This window comes from Cellulomonas humilata, from assembly GCF_030814415.1.
GTDB classification, from domain to species: Bacteria; Actinomycetota; Actinomycetes; order Actinomycetales; family Cellulomonadaceae; genus Cellulomonas; species Cellulomonas humilata_A.
The window spans coordinates 211,366-236,834 of record NZ_JAUSVB010000002.1 but is presented as its reverse complement, the minus strand read 5'-3'; the positions used below and the strand labels follow the sequence as shown (position 1 = coordinate 236,834).

The window sequence follows — 25,469 nt, the reverse complement described above, 5'->3', positions numbered from 1 at the left end:
GTGTCTGACCGGCCGGACGTCGGTGGAGGAGGTGGACGTGAGCACCACGGGCAAGGACCCGCAGTGGCGCGACGCCGAGCGCTTCGCTGAGCGGCACGCCCGCACGGTCCTCGCCCGCACCGACGTCCGCGTCACGGGCCCCGGCTCCGCGATCGAGCTGGACCTGGTCGGCATCGACTTCGCGGGCCGCGTCGAGCACCGCCGCAGCCCCGTCGGGCGCTCCGACCTCGAGGACCTCCGCGCGGCGGCGGGCTCGTTCGTCGCCGTCTTCTACTCCCGCTCCGGGTTCACCAAGACCGCCGTCCTGTGGGCGGAGGAGCACCACATCGCCCTGTTCGGCTACACCGACACCGGCTACGCCAGCCCGGCGAACCCGTGCGCCGCCGAGCTCGTGCACCGGGCCCAGACCGAGTCCGAGCAGCACGTGCGGACGGCGACGGAGCTGGTCTCCCGGCGGGCGAACGCAGCCCGGCAGGAGGCCGAGCGCCGGGAGCGCGAGGCGCTCGCGCTGGAGCTGCGCGCCGAGGACGAGGCCCGACGGGCGACCGAACGGCGACGGGTCCGTCGGGAGCGCTCCGAGCGGGTGCTCGGGCGGACCGTCGCGCTCCTGCTGCAGATCCAGATCGTGCCCGGCGCCCTGGCCGCGACCGTCGACCGGCTCGCGCACTCGACGATCGTCGCTGCCGTCACGGACTCCGCGGACCGGCTCTCGATGGGCGACCGCCCGCACGCGGTGGCGCTCCTGCGCTCGATGTTCGACGACGCCGCCGCGGTGCTCGAGGTGCTGACCCCGCCGGCTGCGCGGGACACGACGAACTACCGGACGTCGCGGGCCGCGATAGAGCGCGGTCTCGACGCGCTCGACGCGGCCGACGGCATCGGAACCGTGGGCCACGTCGCGCCCGAGGACGTGGCGACGCAGCTGCGCGCCGCCGAGCAGTCCTGGCGTGCGCTGATCGGCGAGCTGACCAAGGCGCTCCCGGCCCCCCTCCTCACCGATGTCCCGGTGCCCCGCCGACCCCGCCACCTGACGCCGACCGGCGGCATCTGAGCTGCCTAGTACCTGCCCGGAGCAGCGTCCACCGGCGTGGTCACCCGGTGCTCCGTGGGCATGAGGATCCACAGCAGCGGGTAGATCAGCAGCTGGCTGCCCGGCAGGACGAACAGGATGAGGACGAACAGGAGCCGCGCGTGGAACGGCGCGATGCCGAACCGCTGACCCAGGCCGGCGCACACACCGCCCAGCACGCGACCGTCGACCGGCCGGACCAGGCCCTGTCGGGCCATGCCGTCGTGGATGCTGCCCATGGTCGTGCTCCTCTCGGGCCGGCCACCAGCGGCCGGACCACCCCAGGATGCACGTCCGGACACCCCGGCCGCATCAGTGATCCCCCGGAACCCGACCCTGAGCAGGTGGCCTACTTGCCCTTGCCCGGTCCCTTGCCCTTGGGGGCGGGGGGCTCTTTGGCGGGTGGGGGAGCAGCCTCCTGCTCCGCCGCGGCCTGCTCGGCGGCGGCCTGCTCCGCCGCCGCCTGCGCGGCCGCTGCCGCCTCGGCGGCGGCCTGGTCGGCGGCGGCCCGCGACGCAGCCAGCTCTGTCGCGACCAGGTCGAGCGCGGCGTCGATCTCGCGATACCGGGTCGTCGAGACCTCGCCCGCGTCCACCCCGTCGTCGAGCGCGACCCGCGTCTCGACGAGGAGGGACTGGGCGTCGGCCCACCGCGCCTCGCTGGCGGCCTGGGAGACGGCGAGGACCGAGTCCTGGAGCGTCCGCGCACGGTCGGCGGCCAGCTCGGTTGAGCTGCCGCAGCCCGCGCACACCAGCGCGACGCCGAGGACGAGGGAGATCATCCGCGCCGCGCGCCTCATGGCTCGACGCTCTCTTGCAGCTGCGTGAGGGACTCGCCCACCGCGCCCTCGACGGCAGGGTAGGAGGGCGGCACCACCGTGGTCCCGCCGCCGGCCGCGAGCTGTCCGACCAGCACCGTGCCGCCGACGAGGAGGATCACCGCACCACCGACGAGCGCGGGACGAGCCCACCGGCGGGAGGGCGTCGCCGGGATGCTCTCCGGGACGGGGCTCTCGGCGGCGGGCATCACCAGCGTCTCCCCCGGGTCGCCGGCCAGGATCGCCGCCAGGTCCTGCGCCACCTCGCGGGCGTCGGGCCGGTCCTGCGGCGCCATCCGGGTCATGCGCGACAGGAGGTCACCGAGCCGGGGGTCGAGGTCGACCGGCACGTCGGGCGACGAGACCAGCCGCGCGGTCGCCATCTCGGCCATCGTGCCGGTGAAGGCAGGTCGGCCGGTCACGCACTCCAGCAGGACCAGCCCGAGCCCGTACACGTCGCTCGCCGGTCCCAGCTCGGAGCCGGTGGACTGCTCGGGGCTCAGGTAGCTCATCGTGCCGAGCGTCATGCCCGTCATCGTCAGCCGGGTCGCGTCGGCCAGGCGGGCGATGCCGAAGTCGGCGAGCTTGACCGCGGGCTCCCCCCGTCGCCGCGTGGTGTCGAGCGCGTCGGCGCTGGTCAGCAGCATGTTCGCGGGCTTGATGTCGCGGTGGACGATCTCCCGCTCGTGCACGGTGGCGAGCGCCTCGGCGACGTCCCGGCCCACCCGCGCGGTCTGCTCGACGTCCAGGGCACCGTCCCGGAGGCGTTCGGCGAGCGTCGGCCCCTCGACGAGCTCCATCACGAGGTACACCTGCTCGGACCCGTCGTCGCCGTGCACGGTCCCGGCGTCGTGCAGCGTGACCAGGCCCGGGTGGCTGAGCGTGGCCAGCACGCGGATCTCGGCGCGGTTGCGCAGGAGGTCGTCGGTCCCCTCGAGGACCGCCGGGAAGACCTTGACGGCCACGTCCCGCTCGAGCAGCACGTCGTGCGCGCGGTGCACGGTGGCCATGCCGCCGCGCCCGAGGACCCCGTCCAGCCGGTAGCGGTCGCCCAGCAGCGGGCGCTCGTCCGGCTCGGACGAGCCCACCGGGGACTCGCTGACATGGTCCAGCATGAGAATCGACGCTAGGCGCAGCGCCTGGCTCCCGCATCCGGGGACCGGGCGAATCCTCGATGCCACACTGCTCCGATGAGCATCCCCGAACCCCTCGCCTTCAGCGCCGCCTGGGTCGCGGCGTGGAACGCCCACGACGTCGAGGCCGTCCTGTCGCAGTTCCACGACGACGTGGTCTTCACGTCCCCGACGGCCGCGCGGGTGGTCCCGGCCAGCCGCGGGGTGACGCGTGGGAAGCAGGCTCTGCGCGAGTACTGGACCGAGGGTCTGAGGCTGATGCCGGACCTGCACTTCACCGTGGAGCGGGTGTACGCCGGCGTCAGCGTGCTCGTGATCACCTACCGGAACCAGGCCGGCGGTCTGGTCGACGAGGTTCTCGTCTTCTCTGACGGCCTCGTGGTCGAGGGGCACGGGACGTACCTCGTGCCAGACGGCCGGTAGAGAACGTTATCGGCGGTAAGCGTGTTCCGATGAAAGGTTTCACTCCGTAGTTGCGCACCCGCGTCCGTACCTACGTTCCCCTGAGGGCTGAGCCGTGCCCCCCGACGAAGGCGTCGGCCGTGAACGCAGGAGGAAGCACCATGTCGCACCCTCGCAGAACCATCCCGTGGCTGATGGCGGCCACCCTGGCAGTCGGAGTCGGCGTGGCCGCCGCCCAGCCGGCTGCGGCCGCGGTCGGCTGCCGCGTCGACTACACGGTCACCAACCAGTGGGGCGCCGGCTTCGGGGCCGACGTCAGGATCACCAACCTCGGGGACGCCGTCACCGGCTGGAACCTCACCTGGTCGTTCGGCGCCGGGCAGACCGTGGTCCAGGCCTGGAACGCGGCGACCTCGCAGAGCGGCTCCCAGGTGACCGCGACCAACGTCTCCTACAACGGCGGCATCGCGTCGGGCGCGAGCACGTCCTTCGGGTTCAACGGCACGTGGTCGGGCAGCAACCCGGTGCCGACGAGCTTCGCGCTGAACGGCACCACGTGCACGGGTGGAACGTCGACACCGACGACCAGCCCGACGGCCACCCCGACCAGCACCCCGACCGCCACGCCCACCGCCACCCCGACGCCCACCCCGACCAGCACAACCCCGCCCGCCGGGGCGTGGCAGGCCGAGAAGCTGGACCGCGGACTGATCAGCGTGCGGTCCGGCAGCAACAACCTGGTCCAGTGGCGGCTGCTCGGTACCGAGCCGGTGAGCACCGGGTTCAACGTCTACCGGGGCGGCACCAAGATCGCCGGACCGATCACCGACTCGACCAACTACCTCGACGCCGGGGCGTCCGCGAGCGCGACCTACACGGTCCGCGCCGTGGTGAACGGCTCCGAGCAGGGGGCGTCGGCGACGTCCCTGACGTTCGGCAACGGCTACCTCGACGTCCCCATCCAGAAGCCCAGCGGCGACTACGTGGCCAACGACGGCAGCGTCGGCGACCTCGACGGGGACGGCCAGCTCGAGGTCGTCCTGAAGTGGGACCCGACCAACGCGAAGGACAACTCCCAGTCCGGCGTCACCGGCAACGTGTACGTCGACGCGTACAAGCTGAACGGCACGCGCCTGTGGCGGATCGACCTGGGCCGCAACATCCGGGCCGGTGCGCACTACACGCAGTTCCAGGTCTACGACTACGACGGGGACGGCAAGGCGGAGGTCGCGATGAAGACCGCCGACGGCACCCGCTCGGGGACCGGTCAGGTGATCGGCGACGCCAACGCGGACTACCGGAACTCGTCGGGTTACGTGCTCTCCGGCCCGGAGTACTTCACGGTGTTCACCGGCCAGTCCGGCGCGATCGGCGCGACGACGAGCTACGTCCCGCCCCGCGGCACGGTGTCCAGCTGGGGCGACAGCTACGGCAACCGGGTCGACCGGTTCCTCGCCGGAACCGCCTACCTCGACGGTCAGCGGCCGTCGATCATCATGGCCCGCGGCTACTACACGCGTGCCGTCGTGGTGGCCTGGGACTACCGCAACGGGTCGCTGACCCGACGGTGGACGTTCGACTCGAGCTCGAGCACCTCCGGCAACAGCACCTACGCCGGGCAGGGCAACCACTCGCTGTCGGTCGCCGACGTCGACGGCGACGGCAAGCAGGAGATCCTGTACGGCGCCGCCGCCATCGACGACAACGGGACGGGCCTGTGGAACAACCGCACGGGCCACGGGGACGCCGGGCACGTCGGCGACCTGATCCCGAGCCGTCCCGGCCTCGAGTACTACAAGGTCACGGAGAGCACGACGCAGCCGGACTCCTGGATGGCCGACGCACGCACGGGCCAGATCCTGTGGAGCACCCCGGCCACCACCGACAACGGCCGCGGCGTCTCCGACGACATCTGGTCGGGCAGCGCCGGCGCCGAGTCGTGGTCCTCGTCCGACTCGCAGCTGCGCAACACCTCCGGCCAGACCATCGGCCGCAAGCCCGGGTCGGCGAACTTCCTGGCCTACTGGGACGGGGACACGTCGCGTGAGCTGCTCGACGGGACGCACATCGACAAGTACGGCACGGGCGGCGACACCCGCCTGCTGACCGGTGCCGACGTCCGGTCGAACAACGGCACCAAGTCGACCCCGACGCTGTCGGGCGACATCCTGGGCGACTGGCGCGAGGAGGTCATCTGGGCGAGGTCCGACGAGTCGGCGCTGCGCATCTACGCGACACCGACCGTGACGAGCGCCCGCGTGTGGACCCTGCTGCACGACCAGACCTACCGGGTCGCGATCGCGTGGCAGAACACGGCCTACAACCAGCCGCCGCACACCGGGTTCTTCCTGGGCACGCCGTTCACGCTGCCGGCCCAGCCGAAGATCTCGACCCCCTGATCTACCCTTCCGGAAGGACCGTCGCCACCTCCGGCGACGGTCCTTCCGGCAGCCCTGGAGACCCGTGACGACCGAGACGACCCTGCGCTACGACTCCCCCGCCGACCTGTGGACGGACGCCCTCCCGCTCGGCAACGGGCGGCTCGGCGCGATGGTCTTCGGCGGTGTCGCGGTCGAACGGCTCCAGCTCAACGACGACACGTGCTGGTCGGGAGCGCCACGCTCGGGCTCGGCACCCGACGGTCCGGCCACGCTGGCCGCCGCCCGCGAGGCGCTCGAGCGGGATGACGTCCGCGAGGCCGAGCGCCAGGTCCAGCGCCTCCAGGGCGGCTTCGTCCAGGCGTACCAGCCGCTCGCGGACCTCTGGCTGGAGCAGGACGCAGCAGCCGACGGGTACGAGCGCTGGCTCCGTCTCGACGAGGGCGTCGCGGGCCAGTCCTGGGCGACCGGTGCACAGGAGGCGTTCGTCAGCCGACCGGCATCGGTCGTCGTCGTGCACCGCACCTGGTCCGGCGGACCGCTGCGCATCCGGGTCACCTCGGAGCACCCGCTCGACCGGCCGACCGGCGACGGCACCCGCTGGTCCACCACGCTGCGGCTGCCGTCGGACGCCCCGCCCGACTACGTGGCGGGCGCGCAGGTGGTCCGCGACCGCGGTCCCGGGACCAGCATCACCGCGGCCGTGGCCCTCGAGGTGGTCACGGACGGCGTCGCCGCCGCGGGCCCGGACGGTCTCGTGCTGCGCGACGCGTCCTGGGTGACGGTCGTCGTCGCGACCGCGACCGACTACGTCGACGCGACCACTCCCGTGCACGGGGACGCGGACGAACTCCGTGCGCAGGCGGCGGCCACCGCTTCTGCGGCCGCCGCACGCGGGGCATCGGCCCTGCGCGACGAGCACGTCGCCGACCATGCCCGCCTCTTCGACCGGGTCGCGCTCGACCTCGGGGGGAATCCGGCAGCCGAGCTGCCCACCGACGTGCGCCTCCGTCGGCACGCCGCCGGCGAGCCCGATCCGGGGCTGGCCGCCCTCGCGTTCCACTACGGGCGGTACCTGCTGATCGCCGGGTCACGGCCCGGGACGCTGCCCATGACTCTGCAGGGGCTCTGGAACGACGCGGTGCAGCCGCCGTGGTCGTCCAACTACACGATCAACATCAACACCGAGATGAACTACTGGCCGGCGCTGAGCACCAACCTCGCGGAGTGCCACGAGCCGCTCCTGCGCTGGGTCGGCGAGCTGGCCACGTCGGGCACGCGCACGGCGGCCGAGCTGTACGGGCTGCGCGGCTGGGTCGCCCACCACAACTCCGATGCATGGGCCTTCACCGAGTCGGTGGGCGACGGCACCGGCGACCCGTCGTGGGCGTGCTGGCCGTTCGGGGGCGTCTGGCTCGCCCGGCACCTGGTGGACCACCACGACTTCACCGGGGACCCCGTCGACCTGTCCGTGGTGCTCGGCGCCGCGCGGTTCGTCCTCGACTGGCTGGTCGAGCTCCCCGACGGGACGCTCGGCACCCGCCCGTCGACGTCCCCGGAGAACACCTTCGTCGCCCCGGACGGCCTGCCCGCCTCCGTGACGACGTCGACCACCGCGGACCTGGCGATGGCGCGCGACCTCCTGGAGAGCGTCGTCCGGCTCGGCGGACCTCCGGACCTGCTGGCCGAGGCGTCGGCGGCGCTCGCGCGGCTGCCCACGGAGCGCGTCGCACCCGACGGGCGGCTGGCGGAGTGGCGCGACGACGTCGAGGACGTCGAGCCGGAGCACCGCCACCAGAGCCACCTCTTCCGTGTGCACCCGGGGACGTCGATCGACCCGGACCAGGCGCCGGACCTCGCCCGGGCCGCCCTGGCCACGCTCGACGCGCGCGGCCCCGACTCGACGGGCTGGTCGTTGGCGTGGCGTCTCAACCTGCGCGCCCGCCTGCGCGACCCTGCGGGTGCCGAGGCGATGGTCGACGCGTTCCTGCGACCCGCGGGGTCGGGCGCCGGCGTCTACCGCAACCTCTTCTGCGCCCATCCGCCCTTCCAGATCGACGGGAACCTCGGCTTCACGGCGGGCGTCGCCGAGCTCCTGCTCCAGTCGCACCGCACGGCCGGGCCCGTGCGGGAGCTCCACCTCCTGCCGACCCTCCCGGCGTCCTGGCCGTCCGGGTCCGTCCGCGGGCTGCGGGCGCGCGGCGGGGTCTCGGTCGACCTGGCGTGGGAAAGGCACACGCTCACCGCGGCGCGTCTCGTGGCGGACCGGGACACCACGGTCCTGCTCCGCCACGACGACACCACCGAGCGGCTCGACCTGCGCGCGCGTGAGGCCTGGTCGCTCACACGGTGACCGGGACCGCGGCACCGGCGGACACCGAGACCGTTCGCCCGGTCAGCGTCGGGTCCTCGACCGCCTCCGCGAGGAACCAGCCGACCTGCGCGCGCGAGACCTTCACGCGGTCGATGTGCCCGTCGGTCGACGTGGTCGGCGCACCGGCCCACGGCTCGTCGGTGAGGGTCACCGGCTGGACCTCGACCCAGTCGAGCCCGCTCGCGCGCAGCTCGGCGCCCTGCCGCTCGGTGTCCGCCATCTGCGGCCGCAGCAGCAGCGCGAAGATCACCCGGTTGACCAGCGGGAGGCCGACGCTCGTCGGCCCGGTGCCGTAGGACGTCTGCACGACGACGCGGCGCACGCCGTGGCGACGCATTGCGGTCAGCACCGTGCGCGTGCCCCGCGAGCGGATGTCGAGCGGGGTGCGCGACGGTCCGCGCAGGCGCACCCGGACCGCGCTCTCGCTGATGCCGAGCGTCACGACGACGGCGTCCTGGCCCTCGACGAGCCTGCCGACCAGTGCGGCGTCGGTGGCGTCTCCGTCGATCCCCCGGACCCCCGGCAGCGAGGACGCGTGGCGCGAGAGCGCGGTGACGTCGTGCCCACGGTTGACCAGCTCGGTCACGGCGGCACGGCCGGAGCCGCCCGTCGCTCCGACGACGAGAACCTTCATAATCTGTCTCCTTCGGTGCGGTGTGGATTCCTGTGGTTCCCACCTCACCAGCGGCGCACTGGACGGTCTATGATGAGTCGTCGCCAATCTATGGCCGATCATCCAGGAGGTCTCGTGACCGTCGTCGATCTCCCGTGGACCCCGATCGACCCCGTCGGCGAGGCCTTGCACCACCTGCGCGTGACGGGCGTCTTCTACAGCCGCACCGAGGCGGACGGCCCGTGGGCGGTCGACATGCCCGCGTTCGGCGACTGCGTCAGCTTCCACGTGGTGACGGTCGGCGAGGCGTGGGTCCAGGTCGAGGGCGGGCCGCCGGTCCGGCTGGTCCCGGGCGACCTCGCGCTCGTCCCCCACGGACGAGGACACCTGCTGCTCAGCGCTCCGGGCGTGCCGTCGCTGGGCCGGGTCGACGAGCTGCCGCAGGAGTTCCTCAGCCCGAACTACTCCGTCCTGCGGCACGAGGGCTCCGGATCGCGGGTCGAGCTGATCTGCGGCGTGCTCTCCGTCGACGGGGCCGCCTCCCGGCTCCTGCTCGACCTGCTGCCCTCGGTCGTGCACGTCGACGGTCGACAGGGCGGGGCGTGGATGGCGGCCACGCTCGCCCTCACCACCGAGGAGCTGACCCACGCCCGGCCCGGCGGCGAGGCCGTCACCACCCGGCTGGCGGACATCCTCGTGATCCAGTCGATCCGTGCCTGGCTGGACGCCCAGGAGGTCACCACCGGCTGGCTCGGGGCCCTGCGCGATCCCCAGCTCGGCGCCGCGATCACCGCCGTGCACCGCGAGCCGGGCCGGCCGTGGACCGTCGCGACGATGGCGCACGAGGCGGTGATGTCCCGGTCCGCGTTCTCGGCACGGTTCACCGAGGTCGTCGGCGAGCCCGCGATGCAGTACGTGACCCGCGTCCGGATGCACGTCGCGGCCGACCGGCTCGGCTACGGCCGTGCCACCGTGCGCGAGGTGGCCGCCGAGCTCGGGTACGACTCGGAGGCGTCGTTCAGCCGCGCGTACAAGCGTGAGGTGGGCGTCTCCCCGGGCCGGACCCGCCGCGCACCAGGATGGTCCGGGCCACCCGTCTGAACCCATGGCGCGACCGTCCGGGCCCGGCGTAACGTCGCTCGAACCAGGGTCCGGCAGGCAGCGAGGGGTGAGCAGCGATGAGCATGATGGCCGACATGATGAAGTCCATGCCGATGGCGGGCATGGCCGGCATGGAGATGCCGATGATGCAGGACTGCATCGAGGCGTGCTCGGCTGCCGCGATGGCCGCCACCATGTGCGCCGACGCGGACGGCGGCGAAGGCATGGGGCGATGTGCCTCGATGTGTATGAGCACCGCAGACGTCGCGACGACGATGATGCGGATGATGATGCGCCCGGCCGGCTACGACATGGGCGTCATGACCTCGATGATGACGGCGTGCATGACGATGGGTGAGGCCTGCGCCGCCGAGTGCGCGATGCACGCGGAGATGTCCGAGCACTGCCGGATCTGCGCCTCGGCGTGCACGGCGATGGTCGAGGCGTGCCGGGCGGCGATGTCCTCGATGCAGATGGCCTAGCCGACGACGGGGCGCGCCGAGTACCAGGCGCCTCCCAGAGCGACCACCTCGGCCACGAGATGCACCGCGACGGGCTCCCCCGTCGCCGGTGCCGCCCTGGTGGCCAGGACGGTCGCGCCACCGTCCAGCAGGGCGACGGTGATCGTGTCGGGCTCACGGGAGATGACGATCCCGTCGCGCCAGGCGCGCGGTGAGGCGGTCGCGACGGCCTCCTGGATCGGGAGAAGGTCGATACGGGTACGGTTCGGCACGGTTGCTCCAGGTCGGGCGATGTCCACTGTCGGTCCGCACCGTCGTCGAGGACGGTGTCGGGCTGCGCCGCGGGGCGGCGGGTCTGGTCCTACCTGCGGCGGGACGCCTGCAGGGAGCTCCTCAGAGCTGCGGGGACCGGGAGGACGGAGTCCTCAGAGACACATTCGACACAGACACCGGCGCGTCGACATGACGTCGACGGATCGCGCGATGCTGGTGGTGGACATGCCACGAGTGTGAGCACCGGTCCACATGCTGTCAAGGCGTCTCGGATGTCGGACGCCTGCCGCTCACCGCCCGAGCTGCCGGGCCAGCTCGTCCGCGCTCGTCGTCGGCAGAGCGCACACGAAGCCCCGGCACACGTAAGCGGACGCGATCCCGGAGACCAGCGGCCGGTCACGGAGAAGGGGCGGTGCGTCGGCCCCCGGCGGCCCGGCCGCGACGACGAGGCCGGGGGCCGTCGACCGGAGAGCGGCGGCGTGCAGCGCCTGCCTCGCGGGGTCGTCGGTCCCCACGACGGCGACCTCGCGCGGACCGTCGAGGAGTGCCTCCACCACCGCCAGCGCCGCACCGGCTGCTCGCGGGAAGCGTGTCGCGATCTCCAGCGGACCGCGGAGCGCGCGCTCGGCGGCTTCCCGGTGCCGCAGTGATCCCGTGAGGGCGGCATACGTCAGCAGGACGCCAGCCGCTGCGGACTGGCCGGACGGTGTCGGGCCGTCGGCGGGGTCCTGGAGGGTGCGGATCCGACCCACGACGGCATCGGTCTCGTCGTCGGCGGTGTCCCGCAGCCCGCCGTCCGCCGCAGCGAAGTGCACCAGCGCCGTCTCCAGGAGGTCCTCGGCGGCGTCGAACCACGCCGGATCCCCGGTGATCGCGCTGAGCGTCAACATCCCATCGGCCACGTGCGCGTAGTCCTCCAGCACGCCCGGTGCGGAGCCGGCCACCCCGCCGCGTGAGGCCCGCACCAACCGCGTCGACCCGTCCGGTGCGCGGCGGGCGTGCGTCTCGAGCACGAAGCGGGCCGCCGCCGACGCAGCGTCGACCAGGTCCGGGCGGTCCAGCAGCGCGCCGGCCTCTGCCAGCGCCGCGACCGCCAGCCCGTTCCACCCGGAGACGACCTTGTCGTCGCGCGCCGGACGCGGGCGGCGCTCCCGCGCGGCATGCAGCCGCTCCCGCACGTCGTCCAGCCGCTCGGTGTCGGTCGGGTCAGCGCGCCGCTGGAGCACCGACGTGCCGTGCTCGAACGTGCCCTCGTCGCTCACGCCCAGGACGCCGGCCGCCCAGGTGCCGTCGTCGTCCCCGAGCACGTCCCGCAGCTGCGCGGGACTCCAGGAGTAGAACGCTCCCTCGCGGCCCTCGCTGTCGGCGTCGAGCGACGACGCGAAGCCGCCCTCGGCCGTGCGCAGCTCGTCGAGCAACCACCGCGCCGTCTCCGTCGCGACGCGGTGCGCCAGCGGCGACCCGGTCGCCCGCCACGCGTGCACGTACACCCGCAGCAGGAGAGCGTTGTCGTAGAGCATCTTCTCGAAGTGCGGGACCACCCAGGCCGCGTCCACGGAGTACCGGGCGAAGCCGCCGGCGAGCTGGTCGTACATGCCGCCGCGGGCCATCGCGTCGAGGGTCGCCTCCGCCATCGCGAGCGCCCGCGCGTCGCCCGTGCGCGCGTGGTGGCGCAGCAGCCACTCGAGCACCATCGACGGCGGGAACTTCGGGGCGCCACCGAACCCGCCGCGCGCGGCATCGAACGTGGTCGCCACACCCGCGAGCGCGCGGTCGACGACGTCGAAGCCCGCTTGCTCCCCCGCGGCCGGCCGCTCCGCGAGCGCCTCCGCGATGATCCCGGCGCTCGCCTCCACCTCGTCCCGGCGCGTGGTCCACGCCGCAGCCACGCTCGCCAGCACCTCCGTGAACGACGGCATCCCCTGCACGGGGCGCGGCGGGAAGTACGTACCGCAGAAGAACGGCTCCCCCGTCGGCGTCGTGAACACGGTCATCGGCCAGCCGCCGGATCCCGTCATCGCCTGCGTCGCCGCCATGTAGACCGCGTCGACGTCGGGCCGCTCCTCCCGGTCCACCTTCACGCACACGAAGTGCTCGTTCAGGAACGCCGCCGTCGCCGCGTCCTCGAACGACTCGTGCGCCATCACGTGGCACCAGTGGCACGCCGCGTACCCCACCGAGACCAGCACCGGCACGCCCCGGGCCGCCGCCTCCTCGAACGCCGCGTCACTCCACTCGACCCAGTCCACCGGGTTCTCGGCGTGCTGCAGCAGGTACGGGCTCGTCGCGGACGCGAGGCGGTTGGGCACCGACCCAGCCTCCGCCCGAACCCGGAGCGGGGCTACCGCAGCGTCGCGACGGGGTGAACCTGCCGCGCCGCACAACCGATCGGCCCTCCAGAACGTCTGGGGGGCACAAGGATGTCGGGGCTGCAGAGCCGAGAGGGGTGATCCATGGGCGACGAACGTCTCGCCAGCCTGGTCCGCGAACGAGGACCGGCGCTGACGGCGTACGCCTACCTGCTCACCGGCGACGACGCAGCCGCGCAGGACGTCGTCCAGGCGGCACTCGTCCGGACGTTCTCCCGGCGCCGCTCCGGCGCCGACGTCGAGTGGCTCGAGGCGTACGTGCGACGCGCCATCCTGCACGTGTTCCTCGACGGCTACCGCAAGCGCCGCCGCTGGCTCGGGCTGGTCCCGATGGTCGCGGACCGCGGACCTGCACCGGACGGTCCCGACACCACCGCCGTCCGTCGTGCCGACATCGCCCGGGCTCTGGCGTCGCTCCCCCCGCAGCAGCGGGCAGCCGTGGTGCTCCACTACGTCGACGACCTCGCGGTCCGTGACGTGGCGGACCGCATGGGCGTGTCCCCCGGGACCGTCAAGCGGTACTTGTTCGACGCACGACAGAACCTGAGCCCGCTGCTCGGGGACAACGAGGGTGACCGCATCGACGTCACGACGGTCCGGAGGACACGATGACCGACGACTTCCGCAGGGGACTCGAGGAGCTGAGTCTCGAGGTCAGCGAGCGCCACCGCCGTCAGCCGGGTCTGCCCGTCCCGCTCATCGCCCGCGCGGCCCGCGGTCGGCGCCGCCGGCACGAGTCGCTGATGGCGGCCGGGTCCGCAGCCGCGCTGGTCCTGGTCGCGGTGACGGGTTCCGCGCTGCTGGACCGAGGCGCTCCGGCACCGGCCCCACCCGCGCAGACGTCGTCGCCGACGCCGTCCGTGGAGCCCTCGAGGACTCCGACAGCCAGCGAGCCCGCCCGCGCGCTCGCACCGAAGGGTCACGCCTCGGAGCCCGACGCCTGGGTCATCACCGACGACACCTGGGCCACGGTGGGAGCAGGGTGGGCGCTCACGCTCTTCTCGACGGTCTCGATCATTCCCGGTGAGGACTACGGCACCTTCGACCCGGCGGGAACGCAGGCCCTGTTCCTCGTCGCACCGGACGGTACGACCTACCGTCTCTCCGCGCTGCCGGCTGACGGCGAGGGCGAGGTCATGTGGTGGGACGCAACGCAGCGCAAGGCCTGGATGTACTTCAAGGGCCTGGGCGAGAGCTGGTGGTACACCGAGGTCGACCTGCGCGACGGGAGCCTCCGCGAGTTCCGTCTCGGTCCGAACTCCCGCGACGCGGCGCCGGTCCTGCAGCGGCCGGACGGTCGGGTGCTCTGGGCCGACACCGACCCGCACTTCCCGACGGGCGTCCACGGGCTGTACTGGCAGGGCACCGACGGCACCATCACGCCGCTCGCCGGGGACGAGATCGAGGGCGACGTGTGGCTCGACCCCGTCGCCCGCGACGTCGTTGAGTTCCTGGCACGTTCGGTGGACGGGTACGACCTCACGAGCATCGACCTGACGAACGACTCGATCGCGACCACCCCGCTCGGTGCCGCGCCGGAGGGCAGCTCCGAGTGCGGCCTCACGAACGTCCTCGCCACCTCCGCGCTCGTCACCTGCAGCGGCGCGGAGCCGTTCGGGTGGCGCACGTATGACGTCGCGGGCCGGACCTTCGCCGAGGCGGCCGACGTGGAGCCGTCGGACGAGCTGATCCAGGGCATGCTGATGTGCGGTGCGCTCGAGGTGCCGTGGAGCGCAGGCGGCCGGGAGCTCGACGCTCCCCTGGCCGCACAGGGCTGGAGCGATGCCTGGGTGCTCCCCGCCACCCCGGGCGCCGCGCTCTCGGTGCCCAAGAAGTTCGGCGGCTGCTGAGAAGAACAGGTGAGGCGGCTCGCGCGGGAACCGAACGTCACGAGCACTGCTCGACGGGCGATAGTGGGGGCATGCAGAGAATCGCGGTCCGTCGACGGGTGACGCGGATCGACCTGGACAGCGGGGCGCGCCGGGTCGAGGACGTCCTCGCCGCCGAGGAGCCCCTGGAGATCCGCGTCGGCGGACGCTCGCTCGCCGTCACCATGAGAACCCCCGGCCACGACGTCGAGCTCGCTACGGGGTTCCTCGTGTCGGAGGGCGTCGTGACGGCCGCGGAGCACGTCGCCGCCGCGCGGTACTGCGCGGGCACGACCGACGAGGGGCTCAACACCTACAACGTCCTCGACGTCACGCTCCGCGACGTCCCGGCACCGGACCCCAGCCTCGAGCGCTCCTTCTACACGACGTCCTCCTGCGGGCTGTGCGGCAAGGCCAGCATCGACGCCGTCCGCACGCACTCGCACTGGACGGTCGACGACGACGGGCTCGTCCTTCGCGCCGACCTGCTGGCGACGTTCCCGGACCGTCTCCGCGAGCACCAGGAGGTGTTCGCCACGACGGGTGGGCTGCACGCCGCCGCGCTGTTCGACGGTGCCACCGGCGAGCTCCTGGTGCTGCGCGAGGACGTCGGCCGCCACAACGCCGTCGACAAGGTGGTCGGGTGGGCGCTGACCGGAGGCCGGCTGCCGCTGCGGGGCACCGTGCTCATGGTGTCGGGGCGCGCCTCGTTCGAGCTCACGCAGAAGGCGCTCATGGCGGGCATCCCCGTCCTCGCCGCCGTCTCCGCGCCGTCGTCGCTCGCCGCCGACCTCGCGCACGAGGCCGGCATCACGCTCGTCGGCTTCCTGCGGGGATCGTCGATGGTCGTGTACTCGCGGCCGGAGCGCGTCGCCCTGCCGGTGCACGTCTGATGGCCCGCGAGCCGCGGTTCACCGTCCATCCGCCCGAGGCGTGGGCCGTCGGGCTCCCCTCCGTGGTCAGCGCCATGGGCTACGTGCTCGACGGCCTGGGTCCGAGCCGCGCGCTGAAGCTCCTCACCAAGGTGAACCAGAAGGACGGCTTCGACTGCATGAGCTGCGCGTGGCCGGACCCGGAGCACCGCGGGCGGGTCGAGTTCTGCGAGAACGGCGCCCGCGCGGTCGCGTGGGAGGCCACCCCGGCGACCGTCGCCACGTCGTTCTGGGCCGAGCACTCGATCGCCGACCTGCAGGACCGCTCGGAGTACTGGCTGGGCCAGCAGGGCAGGCTCGTCGAGCCCGTCCACAGGGCCGCCGGCAGTGACCACTACGTCCCCATCAGCTGGGTCGACGCGTTCCGGCTGGTCGCCGACAAGCTGCGCGGGCTCGACTCGCCGGACCAGGCCGCGTTCTACACCAGCGGCCGCACGGCCAACGAGACGGCGTTCGTCTACCAGCTGTTCGTGCGCGCCTTCGGGACGAACAACCTCCCGGACTGCTCCAACATGTGCCACGAGTCGACGGGCACCGCGATGCTCGCCACGGTGGGCGTCGGGAAGTCGACCATCGCGTACGACGACTTCGCGAAGTCCGACCTGATCATCGTCATGGGTCAGAACCCCGGCACCAACCATCCGCGCATGCTGACCGCGCTCGAGAACGCCAAGCGGCACGGCGCGACGATCGTCTCGGTGAACCCGCTGCCGGAGGCGGCCCTGCGGCGCTACAAGAACCCGCAGACCGTCCGCGGGGTCCTCGGCCGCGGCACCGACCTGGCCGACCAGTTCCTGCAGATCCGCAGCGGCGGCGACATGGCGCTCCTCCAGTGGATCTCCCGTCGGGTGCTGGAGGCGGAGGACCGCGCCCCCGGAACGGTCCTCGACCACGAGTTCCTCGCGGAGCACACGCTCGGTCTCGACGAGCTCCGGACCCACCTGGAGACCCTCGACGACCAGGAGGTGCTCACCGCCACGGGCCTGACCGCCGACGAGATGGACCGGCTGGCCGAGCGCTACCTCGCCGCGGACCGCGTGATCATCACGTGGGCGATGGGGCTGACGCAGCACCGCAAGGGCGTCGACACGATCAAGGAGATCATCAACCTCCTGCTCCTCCGCGGGAACATCGGCAAGCCGGGCGCCGGCGCCTCCCCCATCCGCGGGCACAGCAACGTGCAGGGTGATCGCACCATGGGCATCTGGGAGCGGATGCCGGACAGCTTCCTCGACGCGCTCGGCGCCGAGTTCTCGTTCGAGCCGCCGCGCCGGCACGGGCTCGACTCCGTGCAGTCGATCGAGGCGATGCGCCGCGGCGAGCTCAAGGTCTGGTTCGCGCTCGGCGGCAACCTCGTCGCCGCGATCTCGGACACCGCGGCGGCCGAGGCGGCGATGCGCGGGACCGACCTGACCGTGCAGGTGTCCACCAAGCTCAACCGCTCGCACGTCATCACCGGGGCCGAGGCGCTCATCCTGCCGACGCTCGGGCGCACCGACGTCGACCTCCAGGAGACCGGACCGCAGTTCGTGTCCGTCGAGGACTCCGTGTGCGCCGTCCACGCCACGCACGGCCCCCTGCCGCCCGTCTCGGACCTGCTGCTCTCCGAGGTGTCCATCGTGACTCGCCTCGCGCGGGCCGTCCTCGGCGACGACGGGCCGATCGACTGGGCCGGCTTCGAGCGGGACTACAACACCATCCGCGACTCGATCTCCCGCGTGGTGCCCGGGTTCCACGACTTCAACCGCCAGGTCCGTCAGGCCGGCGGCTTCGTCCTGCCCAACGGCCCACGAGACTCCCGGACCTTCCCGACAGCGACCGGCAGGGCCATGCTCACGGTCAACCAGCTCGTCCCCGTGGAGTGCCCACCCGGACGGCTGATCCTGCAGACCATCCGCTCCCACGACCAGTTCAACACCACGATGTACAGCCTCAACGACCGCTACCGCGGCATCCGCGGCGGCCGTGACGTCGTCCTGGTGAACCCCGAGGACGTCGCCGACCTGGGCCTCGCCGACGGTGACCGTGTCGACATCCACAGCGAGTGGCCCGGAGAGGCGGACCGGTCCCTCCGCAACTACCGCGTCGTGGCCTACCCGACGTCCCGCGGCTGTGCCGCCGCGTACTTCCCCGAGGCGAACGTGCTGATCCCGCTGGCCAGCACGGCGCTCGGCAGCAACACCCCGGTGTCGAAGGCGATCGTGGTCCGGCTGGAGAGGCGAACGGGCGACGATGCAGGGAAGTCGGCGCCGAGCGGCTAGGGTCGGGCCTGCCGGCAACCTTGCCGGCACTCAGTGCAGACCACTCGTTGACCGTTGGGCTCATCGCCCGGCCACGATCCCGTCGCCTCCTCTGAGCCTTTCTCAGAGGGAACACATGTCTGCGCTCACCAACAGCTCCTCGCCGCCCAACGCCTGGCGGAGTCTCGACGAGACCGCCCCGGCCGAGCCCTTCGCCCTCCCGGTCGGCGCGACCGCGGTCGTCTACTGCGAAGGCCAGTTCGGTGAGCAGGACGGCAAGACGGGCAACGGCCTGGTCCGGCACTCGGAGAAGTACGAGATCCTCAGCGTCATCGACAGCAGGTGCGCCGGCACCGACGCCGGGACGTTCCTCGACGGGAGCCCGAACGGCATCCCCATCGTCGCCACGCTGGACGAGGCCATCGCCGACGCCGGCCAGGTCCCCGACTACCTGATCTGCGGGCTCGCGCCGGCCGACGGCCTGCTGTCGCAGGACCAGCGGGTCGTGCTGCTCGACGGGATCGCCCAGGGCATGCACGTCATCAACGGTCTGCACGAGTTCCTCAACGACGACGCCGAGTTCGTCGCCGCCGCACTGATCGCCCGGGTGACCATCACCGACGTGCGCCGCCCGAAGGACACGCGGGACCTGCACCTGTTCTCGGGCCGGATCTTCGACGTCACCTGCCCGCGGATCGCGGTGCTGGGCACCGACGGCGCCATCGGCAAGCGCACCACCGCGACGCTGCTGGTCCAGGCGCTGAATGCTCGCGGGATCCACGCGGTCATGGTCGGGACGGGCCAGACCACGCTGATCCAGGGCGGCAAGTACGGCGTCGCCCTGGACGCCCTGGTGCCGCAGTTCTGCTCCGGCGAGGTCGAGCACCAGGTCGTCGCCGCGTTCGAGGGCGAGAACCCCGACGTGATCGTCGTCGAGGGGCAGGGCGCGCTGAGCCACCCGGCCTACCTGACGTCGGGACACATCCTCCGAGGCAGCCGCCCTCAGGGTGTGATCGTGCAGCACGCGCCGAAGCGTGAGGTCCTCGGGGACTTCCCGATGATGCCGATGCCGACCGTGGCCAGCGAGATCGCGCTGATCGAGGCGTTCGCCGACACCCGGGTCATCGGGGTGACCATCAACCACGAGTCGATGACCGCAGCGGAGCTCGACCGGTCCATCGACGACCACCGGCTCGAGCTCGGCCTCCCGGTCACCGACCCGCTGACCCGACCGGGCCAGGACCTGGTGGACATGGTCCTGCGCGCGTTCCCCGATCTCGCACCGAAGGCGGAACCCCGCACGTCGATCCGGTGAGCGCCCCACGGATCGAGATCGACCTCGGCGTGGTCGAGCGCAACACCCGCGTCCTGGTGGACCGGCTGGCTGCGCGCGACGTCCGGGTCCTCGGGGTCACCAAAGCCGTCCTCGGCTCGCCGCGGGTCGCCGCCGCGATGCTGCGTGGCGGGGCCGTCGGTCTGGGTGACGCGCGCGTCGAGAACCTGGCCCGCCTGGACGGGTCGGTGCCCCGCACCCTGATCCGCTCCCCCATGCTCAGCCAGGTGGCGCAGGTGGTCCGCACCGCGACCGCCAGCCTCAACACCGAACCCGCCGTCCTCGCGGCGCTCGACGACGCCGCGGCACACGCGGGGATCCGCCACGACGTGATCCTCATGGTCGAGCTCGGCGACCTCCGCGAAGGCATCGCCGTCGATGACGTGTCGGCAGCGGTGAAGGTCGTGCTGGCGTCGCGGTCGCTCCGGCTGCGCGGCCTCGGCACGAACCTGGCCTGTCAGAACGGGGTCGTGCCCGACGACGCGAACATGGACGTCCTGCACCGGCTCGTCGACCGGTCCGAGGCGCAGCACGGCATCACCCTCGACGTCGTGTCCGGCGGCAACTCGGCCGCCCTGGACTGGGCGCTGACGACGTCCCGGCTCGGACGCACCAACGAGCTGCGCCTCGGCGAGGCGATCCTGCTCGGCACCGAGCCCCTGCGCCGCACCCCGATCACCGGCCTGAGCACGAACGCCTTCGCCCTGGTCGGCGAGATCATCGAGGTCGCCGACAAGCCCGCCCGCCCCTGGGGCAACCAGGCGCTGGCCACCTACGGCGAACCTCCCAGCCGCACCGCGGGAGGAACCCGCCGGCAGGCGATCGTCGCCCTCGGCCGTCAGGACGTCGACATCGACGGCCTGATCCCACCGGCAGGAGTCTCTGTGCTCGGGATGAGCAGCGACCACCTGGTCCTCGACATCGGCGACCACCGGATGACGGTCGGGGACGAGCTCTGCTTCCGGCTCGGCTACGGCGCGCTCGTCCGTGCCATGACGTCACCGTTCGTCAACCGAGCCGAGGTTTCGGCATCGCCCGCTCTCACGACTCAGCCAGCGGGCTGGCCGAACGTCACGGAGATCACGACGTCGTCGCCCGCCGCGATGCTCACGTCGGACACCGTGACGCCGGCCGGAAGCTGAGCGGCCAGGTCGATCGTCCGGTTGGCCTCGGCGGCGACCTTCGACCGGAACGGCCCGATGAACCCCTCGACGATCGGGTTGCTGCTGGAGATCGTCACGTCGCCCACCTCGAGCACCAGTGATCGGTCGATCGAGGCCGACGCGGTCACGGTCACTCCCGCACGCAGGAAGCTCCGCTGGACCTTGGCGTCGGCGCGAACGGCCAACGCGCGCGGCCCGCGGTTCTGCAGGTCGAGGTCGAGCGCCGTGAGCGTGAAGCCCTTGTCCTGGAGGACCGCGGCCAGCACCGTCCGGACCGCGGCCACCAGATCCCGGTGCGCGACGGCGATGCGTGCCGTTCCGACGACCGGCTCGGCGTCCGAGGGCTCGCGCACCTCGACGTAGAGCTGGTCGTCCGCTCCGACGACCCAGTCGAAGCGGACGTCGCTCGCCGAGACGTCCACCTCGGCGGGAACACCCCTGACCGACGCCGGGTGCGCGACGACCTCCAGCCTGCGGACCGATCCCGGGACGCGGTGCACGACGTCGACGGACGGCGCCGCGGGCCGCACGGCCGTCAGCCGCTGGTCGTCGACGGTGACCCCGGACGCGTCCACGCGCAGGGACGGGATGTCAGCACCGTCGACCTCGGCCGCTGTCCGGACACCGCCCAGGCCTCCCACGCCCGGCTGCGCGAGGGTCGCCAGGAGCGCGGTGACCCGGCTCTCGACCTCGGCGCCGCTCGTCGGCACCGGGGCGGCGCCGAACGGGAGCAGACGTGTCTCCGTCATCGCGATGCGTCCTTCTCTCGGGGGTCGACCGCGTCCGGGTGCGGCCGTCCCGATCGAAGCACACGACGCCCGCCGGGTGTGCGCGTGCAAGGCCATCGCCGTCCGATTGGCTATCGCGGTGCTGCGTGTCCGCAGGGACGATCGGCGGATGGAGATCCTGAGGTACAGAGCGTTCACCACCACCGAGCCGAACCCGCGGTCGGGCAACCCGGCGGGCGTCGTGCTCGACGCCGAGGAGCTCGGCGACGCCGAGATGCTCCGGATCGCGGCGGACCTCGGCTTCAGCGAGACAGCGTTCCTCACCGCCATCGAGCCCGACGCGGCGCGCGTGCGCTACTTCACCCCACGCGCGGAGATCGCGTTCTGCGGGCACGCGACGATCGCGTCCGGTGTCGTCCTGGCACGGCTGCGGGACGCAGCCCCCGTGGTGCAGCTGACGACGAACGCCGGCCTCGTCCCCGTGGAGGCGACCACCGAGCGGGCGACCCTGGTGGCGGTCGACACCGAGGTCGAGGAGCTCGACGCCGGCCTGGTCGACGAGCTGCTGGCCACCCTGCGGCTCGACCGGGACGACCTCGACCCCGTGCTGAGTCCCGCCCTCGTGCACGGCGGCAACCTGCATCCCCTCGTCCTTGTGCGGGCAGGCGTCCTCGAGCGCCTCGACCACGACGGTGACGCGGTGCTCGCCCTGCAGGACAGCCAAGGGTGGGACGGCACGGTCCCGGTCGTCGAGCGGCTGTCGGCGACGCGCTTCGCTTCGCGGAACCCGTTCCCGCGGGGCGGGATCCGCGAGGACCCGGCGACAGGATCAGCGGCGGCCGGTCTCGGAGCGTACCTGCGGGCAGCCCAGCACCTCGACACACCCGCGGTCGTCACGGTCGACCAAGGGGCAGAGACGGGGCGACCGTCGCTCCTGGTCGTCGAGGTCCCGCGCGAGGGCCGCGTGCGGGTCACGGGGACCGCGGAGGAGCTGTAGCGCGCGCACCCCGATGGCACGAACGACGATCGCCGGCTCCCGATGGCGGACCGTGACCAGTCGTACCGATATGATGGATTCATCATGCCGCTGAATCAGCCCTTCACCCGCAGCCAGCGCCCCCTCTACGAGGTCAAGGCGGGACTGTTCAAAGGCCTGTCGCACCCGCTCCGGATCCGACTTCTCGAGCTGCTCGCTGACGGCGAGGAGCACACCGTCGCCGAGCTCCAGGCGCAGACCGGACTCGAGGCGTCGCACCTCTCCCAGCATCTGGCGGTCCTGCGCCGCCATCGCCTCGTCGAGTCCGACCGCCGCGCCAGCCACGTCCACTACCGACTCGCGCACGCCGAGGTCGCCGAGCTGCTCGCGGTCGCCCGACGGCTGCTCGTGGACATCGTGACCACCGACCGGGCCATGCTCGACGACGTCGCGGGACTGCCCGCACTGACTCGATGACGGGCGTGCTGGCCTCCCTGCAGCGTCTGCTCCCGAGCCGTTCCGACTACGCCGAGCTGCCGCGCTCGTGGCGCGCCGACCTGCTCGCGGGGCTCACGGTCGGCATCGTGGCGCTCCCGCTCGCGCTCGGTTTCGGCATCGCGTCCGGCGCCGGCGCCGAAGCCGGGCTCGTCACCGCGATCGTCGCAGGGCTGGTCGCAGCCGTGTTCGGCGGCTCGCACGTCCAGGTGTCCGGACCTACCGGTGCCATGGTGGTGATCCTGGCGCCGGTCGTCTCGGTGTACGGCGTCGGGGCCGTCGCGCTCGTGACGCTCATGGCCGGGGTCATGGTCGTCGTCGCAGGCTTCGCCCGGCTGGGCAGGGCCGTGTCCTACATCCCGTGGCCCGTCATCGAGGGCTTCACCCTCGGGATCGCCGTCATCATCTTCCTGCAGCAGGTCCCGGCCTTGACCGGCGCCGCCGGATCGGGACCGCACACCAACGTCGTCGCCTCCGCGCTCTCCTCGGTGACCCACGCCGATCCCGCCACGCTCGCATGGTCGCTCGCGACCGTCGGCCTCGTCGCCGCCTGCATGCTGCTCCTCCCCCGTCTGCGTCCGCGGCTCCCCGGATCGCTCGTCGGCATCGTCGTCGCGACGCTCGCCGCGCTGGTGCTGCACGCCCCGCTCGCGACGATCGGCGCACTGCCGAGCACGCTGCCCGCTCCTGCACTCCCGGCTCTCGACCCGGAAACGATGCGGGCGCTGCTGCCCGCTGCCCTCACCGTCGCGGCACTCGCGGCCATCGAGTCGCTGCTCTCCGCACGCGTCGCCGCCTCCCTCGCGGACACCGGCGCATACGACCCGGACCGCGAGCTGCTCGGGCAGGGTCTGGCATCGCTGGCGGCGGGCCTCTTCGGCGGGATGCCCGCCACCGGGGCGATCGCGCGGACGGCGGTCAACGTCCGGTCCGGCGCGCGCACCCGAGCCTCAGCCGCGGCGCACGCCGTCGTGCTGCTCGCCGTGGTCCTCGTCGTCGCGGGCCCCGTCGCCCACATCCCCCTGGCCGCCCTGTCGGGCGTGCTGATGGTGACGGCCGTGCGCATGGTGCACCTCGCGACGGCCCGGTCGATCTTGCGCTCGACCCGGGCCGACGCCGCAGCATTCCTCGTCACGGCCGTCGTCACGGTCTCGGTCGACCTCATCGTCGCCGTCGGCATCGGCGTCATCGTCGCGGGCGCGTTCGCCCTGCGTGGCCTCGCCCGCGCGACGGGCGTCGCCCGCGAGCCGGTCCCGGGAGAGCCGGAGGCCGGCGACGAGCAGATCGCCGTCGTCCGCATCGACGGTCCGCTCTTCTTCGCCGCCGCCGACCGCGTCCTCGACGAGGTCACGGGTCTCGACGGCGTGACCGTCCTCGTGCTGCGCATGTCGCAGCTCGAGCTCGTCGACGCCACCGGGGCGCACGTGCTCAGCGAGATCGTGCAACGCCTCGAGACCCGCGGCGTGACGGTGCTCATCAAAGGCGTGCGCGACGGGCACGTCGAGCTCTTCCGCACCGTCGGAGTGCTCGACGCGCTGCGCCATCAGAACCACCTGTTCGACAACCTCGACGCTGCCGTCGCGCACGCCCGCGACCACGTGCGCCGGGCCGAGCACCCGTCTGCCGCCGACATCAAGGCCGCCTAGCCGGTCGCCGTCCGGCGGAGATCCCTCAGCCACCGGCTCGCTCCGGAACCCGCTCTCGGCACGCTGCGCGCTTGAATGGGGCATGGCCCCGGACAGCTCACCCGCCGTGGAGCTCGAGGTCGGGTCCCGCACCGTGCGGATCTCCAACCCCGACCGCGTGTACTTCCCCGCCAGCGGAGCGACCAAGCTCGACCTCGCGAACTACTACCTCGCCGTGGGTGACGGGATCGTGCGCGCGCTGCGGGAGCGCCCGTGCATGCTGCACCGCTACCCGACGGGCGTCGCCGGGGAGAAGGTGCACCAGAAGCGGTTGCCGCACGGGGCGCCGCCGTGGATGGAGACGGTGGAGGTCTACTTCCCGCGCTTCGGTCGCACCGCCGACGAGCTGTGCGTGACCGAGCTGGCCCATGTGATCTGGGCGGTGCAGATGTCGACCGTCGAGTTCCACCCGTGGAACAGCCGCCGGGCCGACACCGAGAGCCCTGACGAGTGGCGCATCGACCTGGACCCCATGCCGGACTGCCCCTTCGACCGGGTGCGGCGAGTGGCACACGTGGCGCGGGAGGTCCTGGACGAGCTGGGCGCAGTCGGCTGGCCGAAGACCTCCGGCGGCTCGGGCCTGCACGTCTACGTCCGGATCACCCCCGAGCACGGGTTCACGGACGTGCGACGAGCGGCGCTCGCCTTCGCGCGCGAGGTGGAGCGCCGTGCGCCGGACGACGTCACCACCACCTGGTGGCGGCGCGACCGAGATCCGTCCCTGGTGTTCGTCGACTACAACCAGAACGCGCGCGACCACACGATCGCCTCCGCCTACTCGGTGCGCGGAACCCCGGGGGCCACCGTGTCGACGCCTCTGCGCTGGGACGAGATCGACGACGTCGATCCCCGCGACTGCACCGTGCACACGGTGCCCGCACGGTATGCCGAGCTCGGCGATCTGCATGCCGGCATCGATGACGCAGTGTTCGACCTGGCCCCGCTGCTCCAGTGGGCCGAGCGCGACGAGCGCGACGGCGCCCCGGCACCCCCGGACGGCGACGAGTAACCGGCCAGGGCGAGTACGACGAAGGCCCGGACCACCAGGTCCGGGCCTTC

23 protein-coding genes are annotated in these 25,469 nt (G+C 72.6%); 16 read left to right on the top strand and 7 right to left on the bottom strand.

Annotated features, from left to right (window positions below; genetic code table 11):
- The first annotated feature begins 37 nt into the window (after positions 1 to 37).
- Positions 38 to 1,051, top strand: coding sequence for a hypothetical protein (locus tag J2X26_RS07260; RefSeq protein ID WP_307491048.1), 1,014 nt, complete (start codon positions 38 to 40; stop codon positions 1,049 to 1,051).
- A 5-nt stretch (positions 1,052 to 1,056) separates the two neighbouring features.
- On the opposite strand, the gene J2X26_RS07255 is transcribed toward J2X26_RS07260, so the two are convergent.
- The 3 genes from J2X26_RS07255 to J2X26_RS07245 form a co-directional block, all read right to left on the bottom strand.
- Positions 1,057 to 1,308 carry a PspC domain-containing protein gene (locus J2X26_RS07255; RefSeq protein ID WP_307491046.1) on the bottom strand — a complete coding sequence of 84 codons (252 nt, stop codon included), beginning with the start codon at positions 1,306 to 1,308 and terminating at the stop codon, positions 1,057 to 1,059.
- 110 nt (positions 1,309 to 1,418) lie between these two features.
- The gene (locus J2X26_RS07250; RefSeq protein WP_307491045.1) at positions 1,419 to 1,868 is read right to left on the bottom strand and encodes a hypothetical protein; all 450 of its coding nucleotides are present in this window, start codon (positions 1,866 to 1,868) and stop codon (positions 1,419 to 1,421) included.
- Positions 1,865 to 3,001 carry a serine/threonine-protein kinase gene (locus J2X26_RS07245; RefSeq protein WP_307491044.1) on the bottom strand — a complete coding sequence of 379 codons (1,137 nt, stop codon included), beginning with the start codon at positions 2,999 to 3,001 and terminating at the stop codon, positions 1,865 to 1,867. Before J2X26_RS07245 ends, J2X26_RS07250 begins: the two co-directional genes overlap by 4 nt.
- A gap of 75 nt (positions 3,002 to 3,076) precedes the next feature.
- Here J2X26_RS07245 and J2X26_RS07240 point away from each other — a divergent pair, with 75 nt between their 5' ends.
- From J2X26_RS07240 to J2X26_RS07230, 3 genes are all read left to right on the top strand, one after another.
- Positions 3,077 to 3,442, top strand: a complete 366-nt coding sequence (locus tag J2X26_RS07240; protein WP_307491042.1) for a nuclear transport factor 2 family protein — start codon at positions 3,077 to 3,079, stop codon at positions 3,440 to 3,442.
- 140 nt (positions 3,443 to 3,582) lie between these two features.
- Entirely contained in the window at positions 3,583 to 5,820 is a 2,238-nt protein-coding gene (locus tag J2X26_RS07235) for a cellulose binding domain-containing protein (protein WP_307491040.1), read from the top strand.
- A 64-nt stretch (positions 5,821 to 5,884) separates the two neighbouring features.
- The gene (locus J2X26_RS07230) at positions 5,885 to 8,152 is read left to right on the top strand and encodes a glycoside hydrolase family 95 protein (protein WP_307491038.1); all 2,268 of its coding nucleotides are present in this window, start codon (positions 5,885 to 5,887) and stop codon (positions 8,150 to 8,152) included.
- Here the strand turns inward: J2X26_RS07230 and J2X26_RS07225 are convergent.
- A complete protein-coding gene (locus tag J2X26_RS07225) occupies positions 8,142 to 8,807 on the bottom strand; it encodes an NAD(P)-dependent oxidoreductase (RefSeq protein ID WP_307491036.1) in 666 nt (221 codons plus the stop codon). The two genes, J2X26_RS07230 and J2X26_RS07225, sit on opposite strands and share 11 nt — an antisense overlap.
- A 90-nt stretch (positions 8,808 to 8,897) precedes the next feature.
- On the opposite strand from J2X26_RS07225, the gene J2X26_RS07220 reads away from it, so the two are divergent.
- Both J2X26_RS07220 and J2X26_RS07215 read left to right on the top strand, forming a co-directional pair.
- Positions 8,898 to 9,887 (top strand): cupin domain-containing protein, encoded by a 990-nt coding sequence (locus J2X26_RS07220; protein WP_439897824.1) that lies wholly within the window; start codon positions 8,898 to 8,900, stop codon positions 9,885 to 9,887.
- A 77-nt stretch (positions 9,888 to 9,964) separates the two neighbouring features.
- On the top strand, positions 9,965 to 10,369 hold the full coding sequence (locus tag J2X26_RS07215; protein WP_307491033.1) for an aldehyde dehydrogenase: 405 nt from the start codon (positions 9,965 to 9,967) through the stop codon (positions 10,367 to 10,369).
- Here J2X26_RS07215 and J2X26_RS07210 read toward each other — a convergent pair.
- Both J2X26_RS07210 and J2X26_RS07205 read right to left on the bottom strand, forming a co-directional pair.
- The gene (locus tag J2X26_RS07210) at positions 10,366 to 10,620 is read right to left on the bottom strand and encodes a nuclease (protein ID WP_307491031.1); all 255 of its coding nucleotides are present in this window, start codon (positions 10,618 to 10,620) and stop codon (positions 10,366 to 10,368) included. The two genes, J2X26_RS07215 and J2X26_RS07210, sit on opposite strands and share 4 nt — an antisense overlap.
- Before the next feature lie 291 nt (positions 10,621 to 10,911).
- Positions 10,912 to 12,930, bottom strand: coding sequence for a thioredoxin domain-containing protein (locus J2X26_RS07205; RefSeq protein WP_307491029.1), 2,019 nt, complete (start codon positions 12,928 to 12,930; stop codon positions 10,912 to 10,914).
- A 144-nt stretch (positions 12,931 to 13,074) separates the two neighbouring features.
- Between J2X26_RS07205 and J2X26_RS07200 the strand changes: the two genes are divergently transcribed.
- The 6 genes from J2X26_RS07200 (at position 13,075) to J2X26_RS07175 (ending at position 20,505) form a co-directional block, all read left to right on the top strand.
- Positions 13,075 to 13,602 carry an RNA polymerase sigma factor gene (locus J2X26_RS07200; RefSeq protein WP_307491028.1) on the top strand — a complete coding sequence of 176 codons (528 nt, stop codon included), beginning with the start codon at positions 13,075 to 13,077 and terminating at the stop codon, positions 13,600 to 13,602.
- Entirely contained in the window at positions 13,599 to 14,840 is a 1,242-nt protein-coding gene (locus tag J2X26_RS07195; RefSeq protein WP_307491026.1) for a hypothetical protein, read from the top strand. Before J2X26_RS07200 ends, J2X26_RS07195 begins: the two co-directional genes overlap by 4 nt.
- 71 nt (positions 14,841 to 14,911) lie before the next feature.
- Complete coding sequence (fdhD, locus tag J2X26_RS07190) at positions 14,912 to 15,751, top strand: formate dehydrogenase accessory sulfurtransferase FdhD (protein ID WP_307491024.1); 840 nt, start codon at positions 14,912 to 14,914, stop codon at positions 15,749 to 15,751.
- Complete coding sequence (locus tag J2X26_RS07185) at positions 15,751 to 18,051, top strand: FdhF/YdeP family oxidoreductase (RefSeq protein ID WP_307491021.1); 2,301 nt, start codon at positions 15,751 to 15,753, stop codon at positions 18,049 to 18,051. Before fdhD ends, J2X26_RS07185 begins: the two co-directional genes overlap by 1 nt.
- Positions 18,052 to 18,166: 115 nt before the next feature.
- Positions 18,167 to 19,345, top strand: a complete 1,179-nt coding sequence (locus tag J2X26_RS07180) for a DUF1611 domain-containing protein (protein WP_307491020.1) — start codon at positions 18,167 to 18,169, stop codon at positions 19,343 to 19,345.
- Positions 19,342 to 20,505, top strand: coding sequence for an alanine/ornithine racemase family PLP-dependent enzyme (locus J2X26_RS07175; RefSeq protein WP_307491018.1), 1,164 nt, complete (start codon positions 19,342 to 19,344; stop codon positions 20,503 to 20,505). The genes J2X26_RS07180 and J2X26_RS07175 overlap by 4 nt, the downstream gene beginning before the upstream one ends.
- Here J2X26_RS07175 and J2X26_RS07170 read toward each other — a convergent pair.
- The gene (locus J2X26_RS07170) at positions 20,412 to 21,275 is read right to left on the bottom strand and encodes a hypothetical protein (RefSeq protein WP_307491016.1); all 864 of its coding nucleotides are present in this window, start codon (positions 21,273 to 21,275) and stop codon (positions 20,412 to 20,414) included. The two genes, J2X26_RS07175 and J2X26_RS07170, sit on opposite strands and share 94 nt — an antisense overlap.
- A gap of 148 nt (positions 21,276 to 21,423) precedes the next feature.
- On the opposite strand from J2X26_RS07170, the gene J2X26_RS07165 reads away from it, so the two are divergent.
- The 4 genes from J2X26_RS07165 (at position 21,424) to ligD (ending at position 25,419) form a co-directional block, all read left to right on the top strand.
- On the top strand, positions 21,424 to 22,251 hold the full coding sequence (locus J2X26_RS07165) for a PhzF family phenazine biosynthesis protein (protein WP_307491015.1): 828 nt from the start codon (positions 21,424 to 21,426) through the stop codon (positions 22,249 to 22,251).
- A gap of 84 nt (positions 22,252 to 22,335) precedes the next feature.
- Positions 22,336 to 22,707 (top strand): ArsR/SmtB family transcription factor, encoded by a 372-nt coding sequence (locus J2X26_RS07160; protein ID WP_307491013.1) that lies wholly within the window; start codon positions 22,336 to 22,338, stop codon positions 22,705 to 22,707.
- Entirely contained in the window at positions 22,704 to 24,371 is a 1,668-nt protein-coding gene (locus J2X26_RS07155) for a SulP family inorganic anion transporter (protein ID WP_307491011.1), read from the top strand. The genes J2X26_RS07160 and J2X26_RS07155 overlap by 4 nt, the downstream gene beginning before the upstream one ends.
- A gap of 82 nt (positions 24,372 to 24,453) precedes the next feature.
- Positions 24,454 to 25,419, top strand: a complete 966-nt coding sequence (gene ligD / locus J2X26_RS07150; RefSeq protein ID WP_307491010.1) for a non-homologous end-joining DNA ligase — start codon at positions 24,454 to 24,456, stop codon at positions 25,417 to 25,419.
- Positions 25,420 to 25,469: the final 50 nt, after the last annotated feature.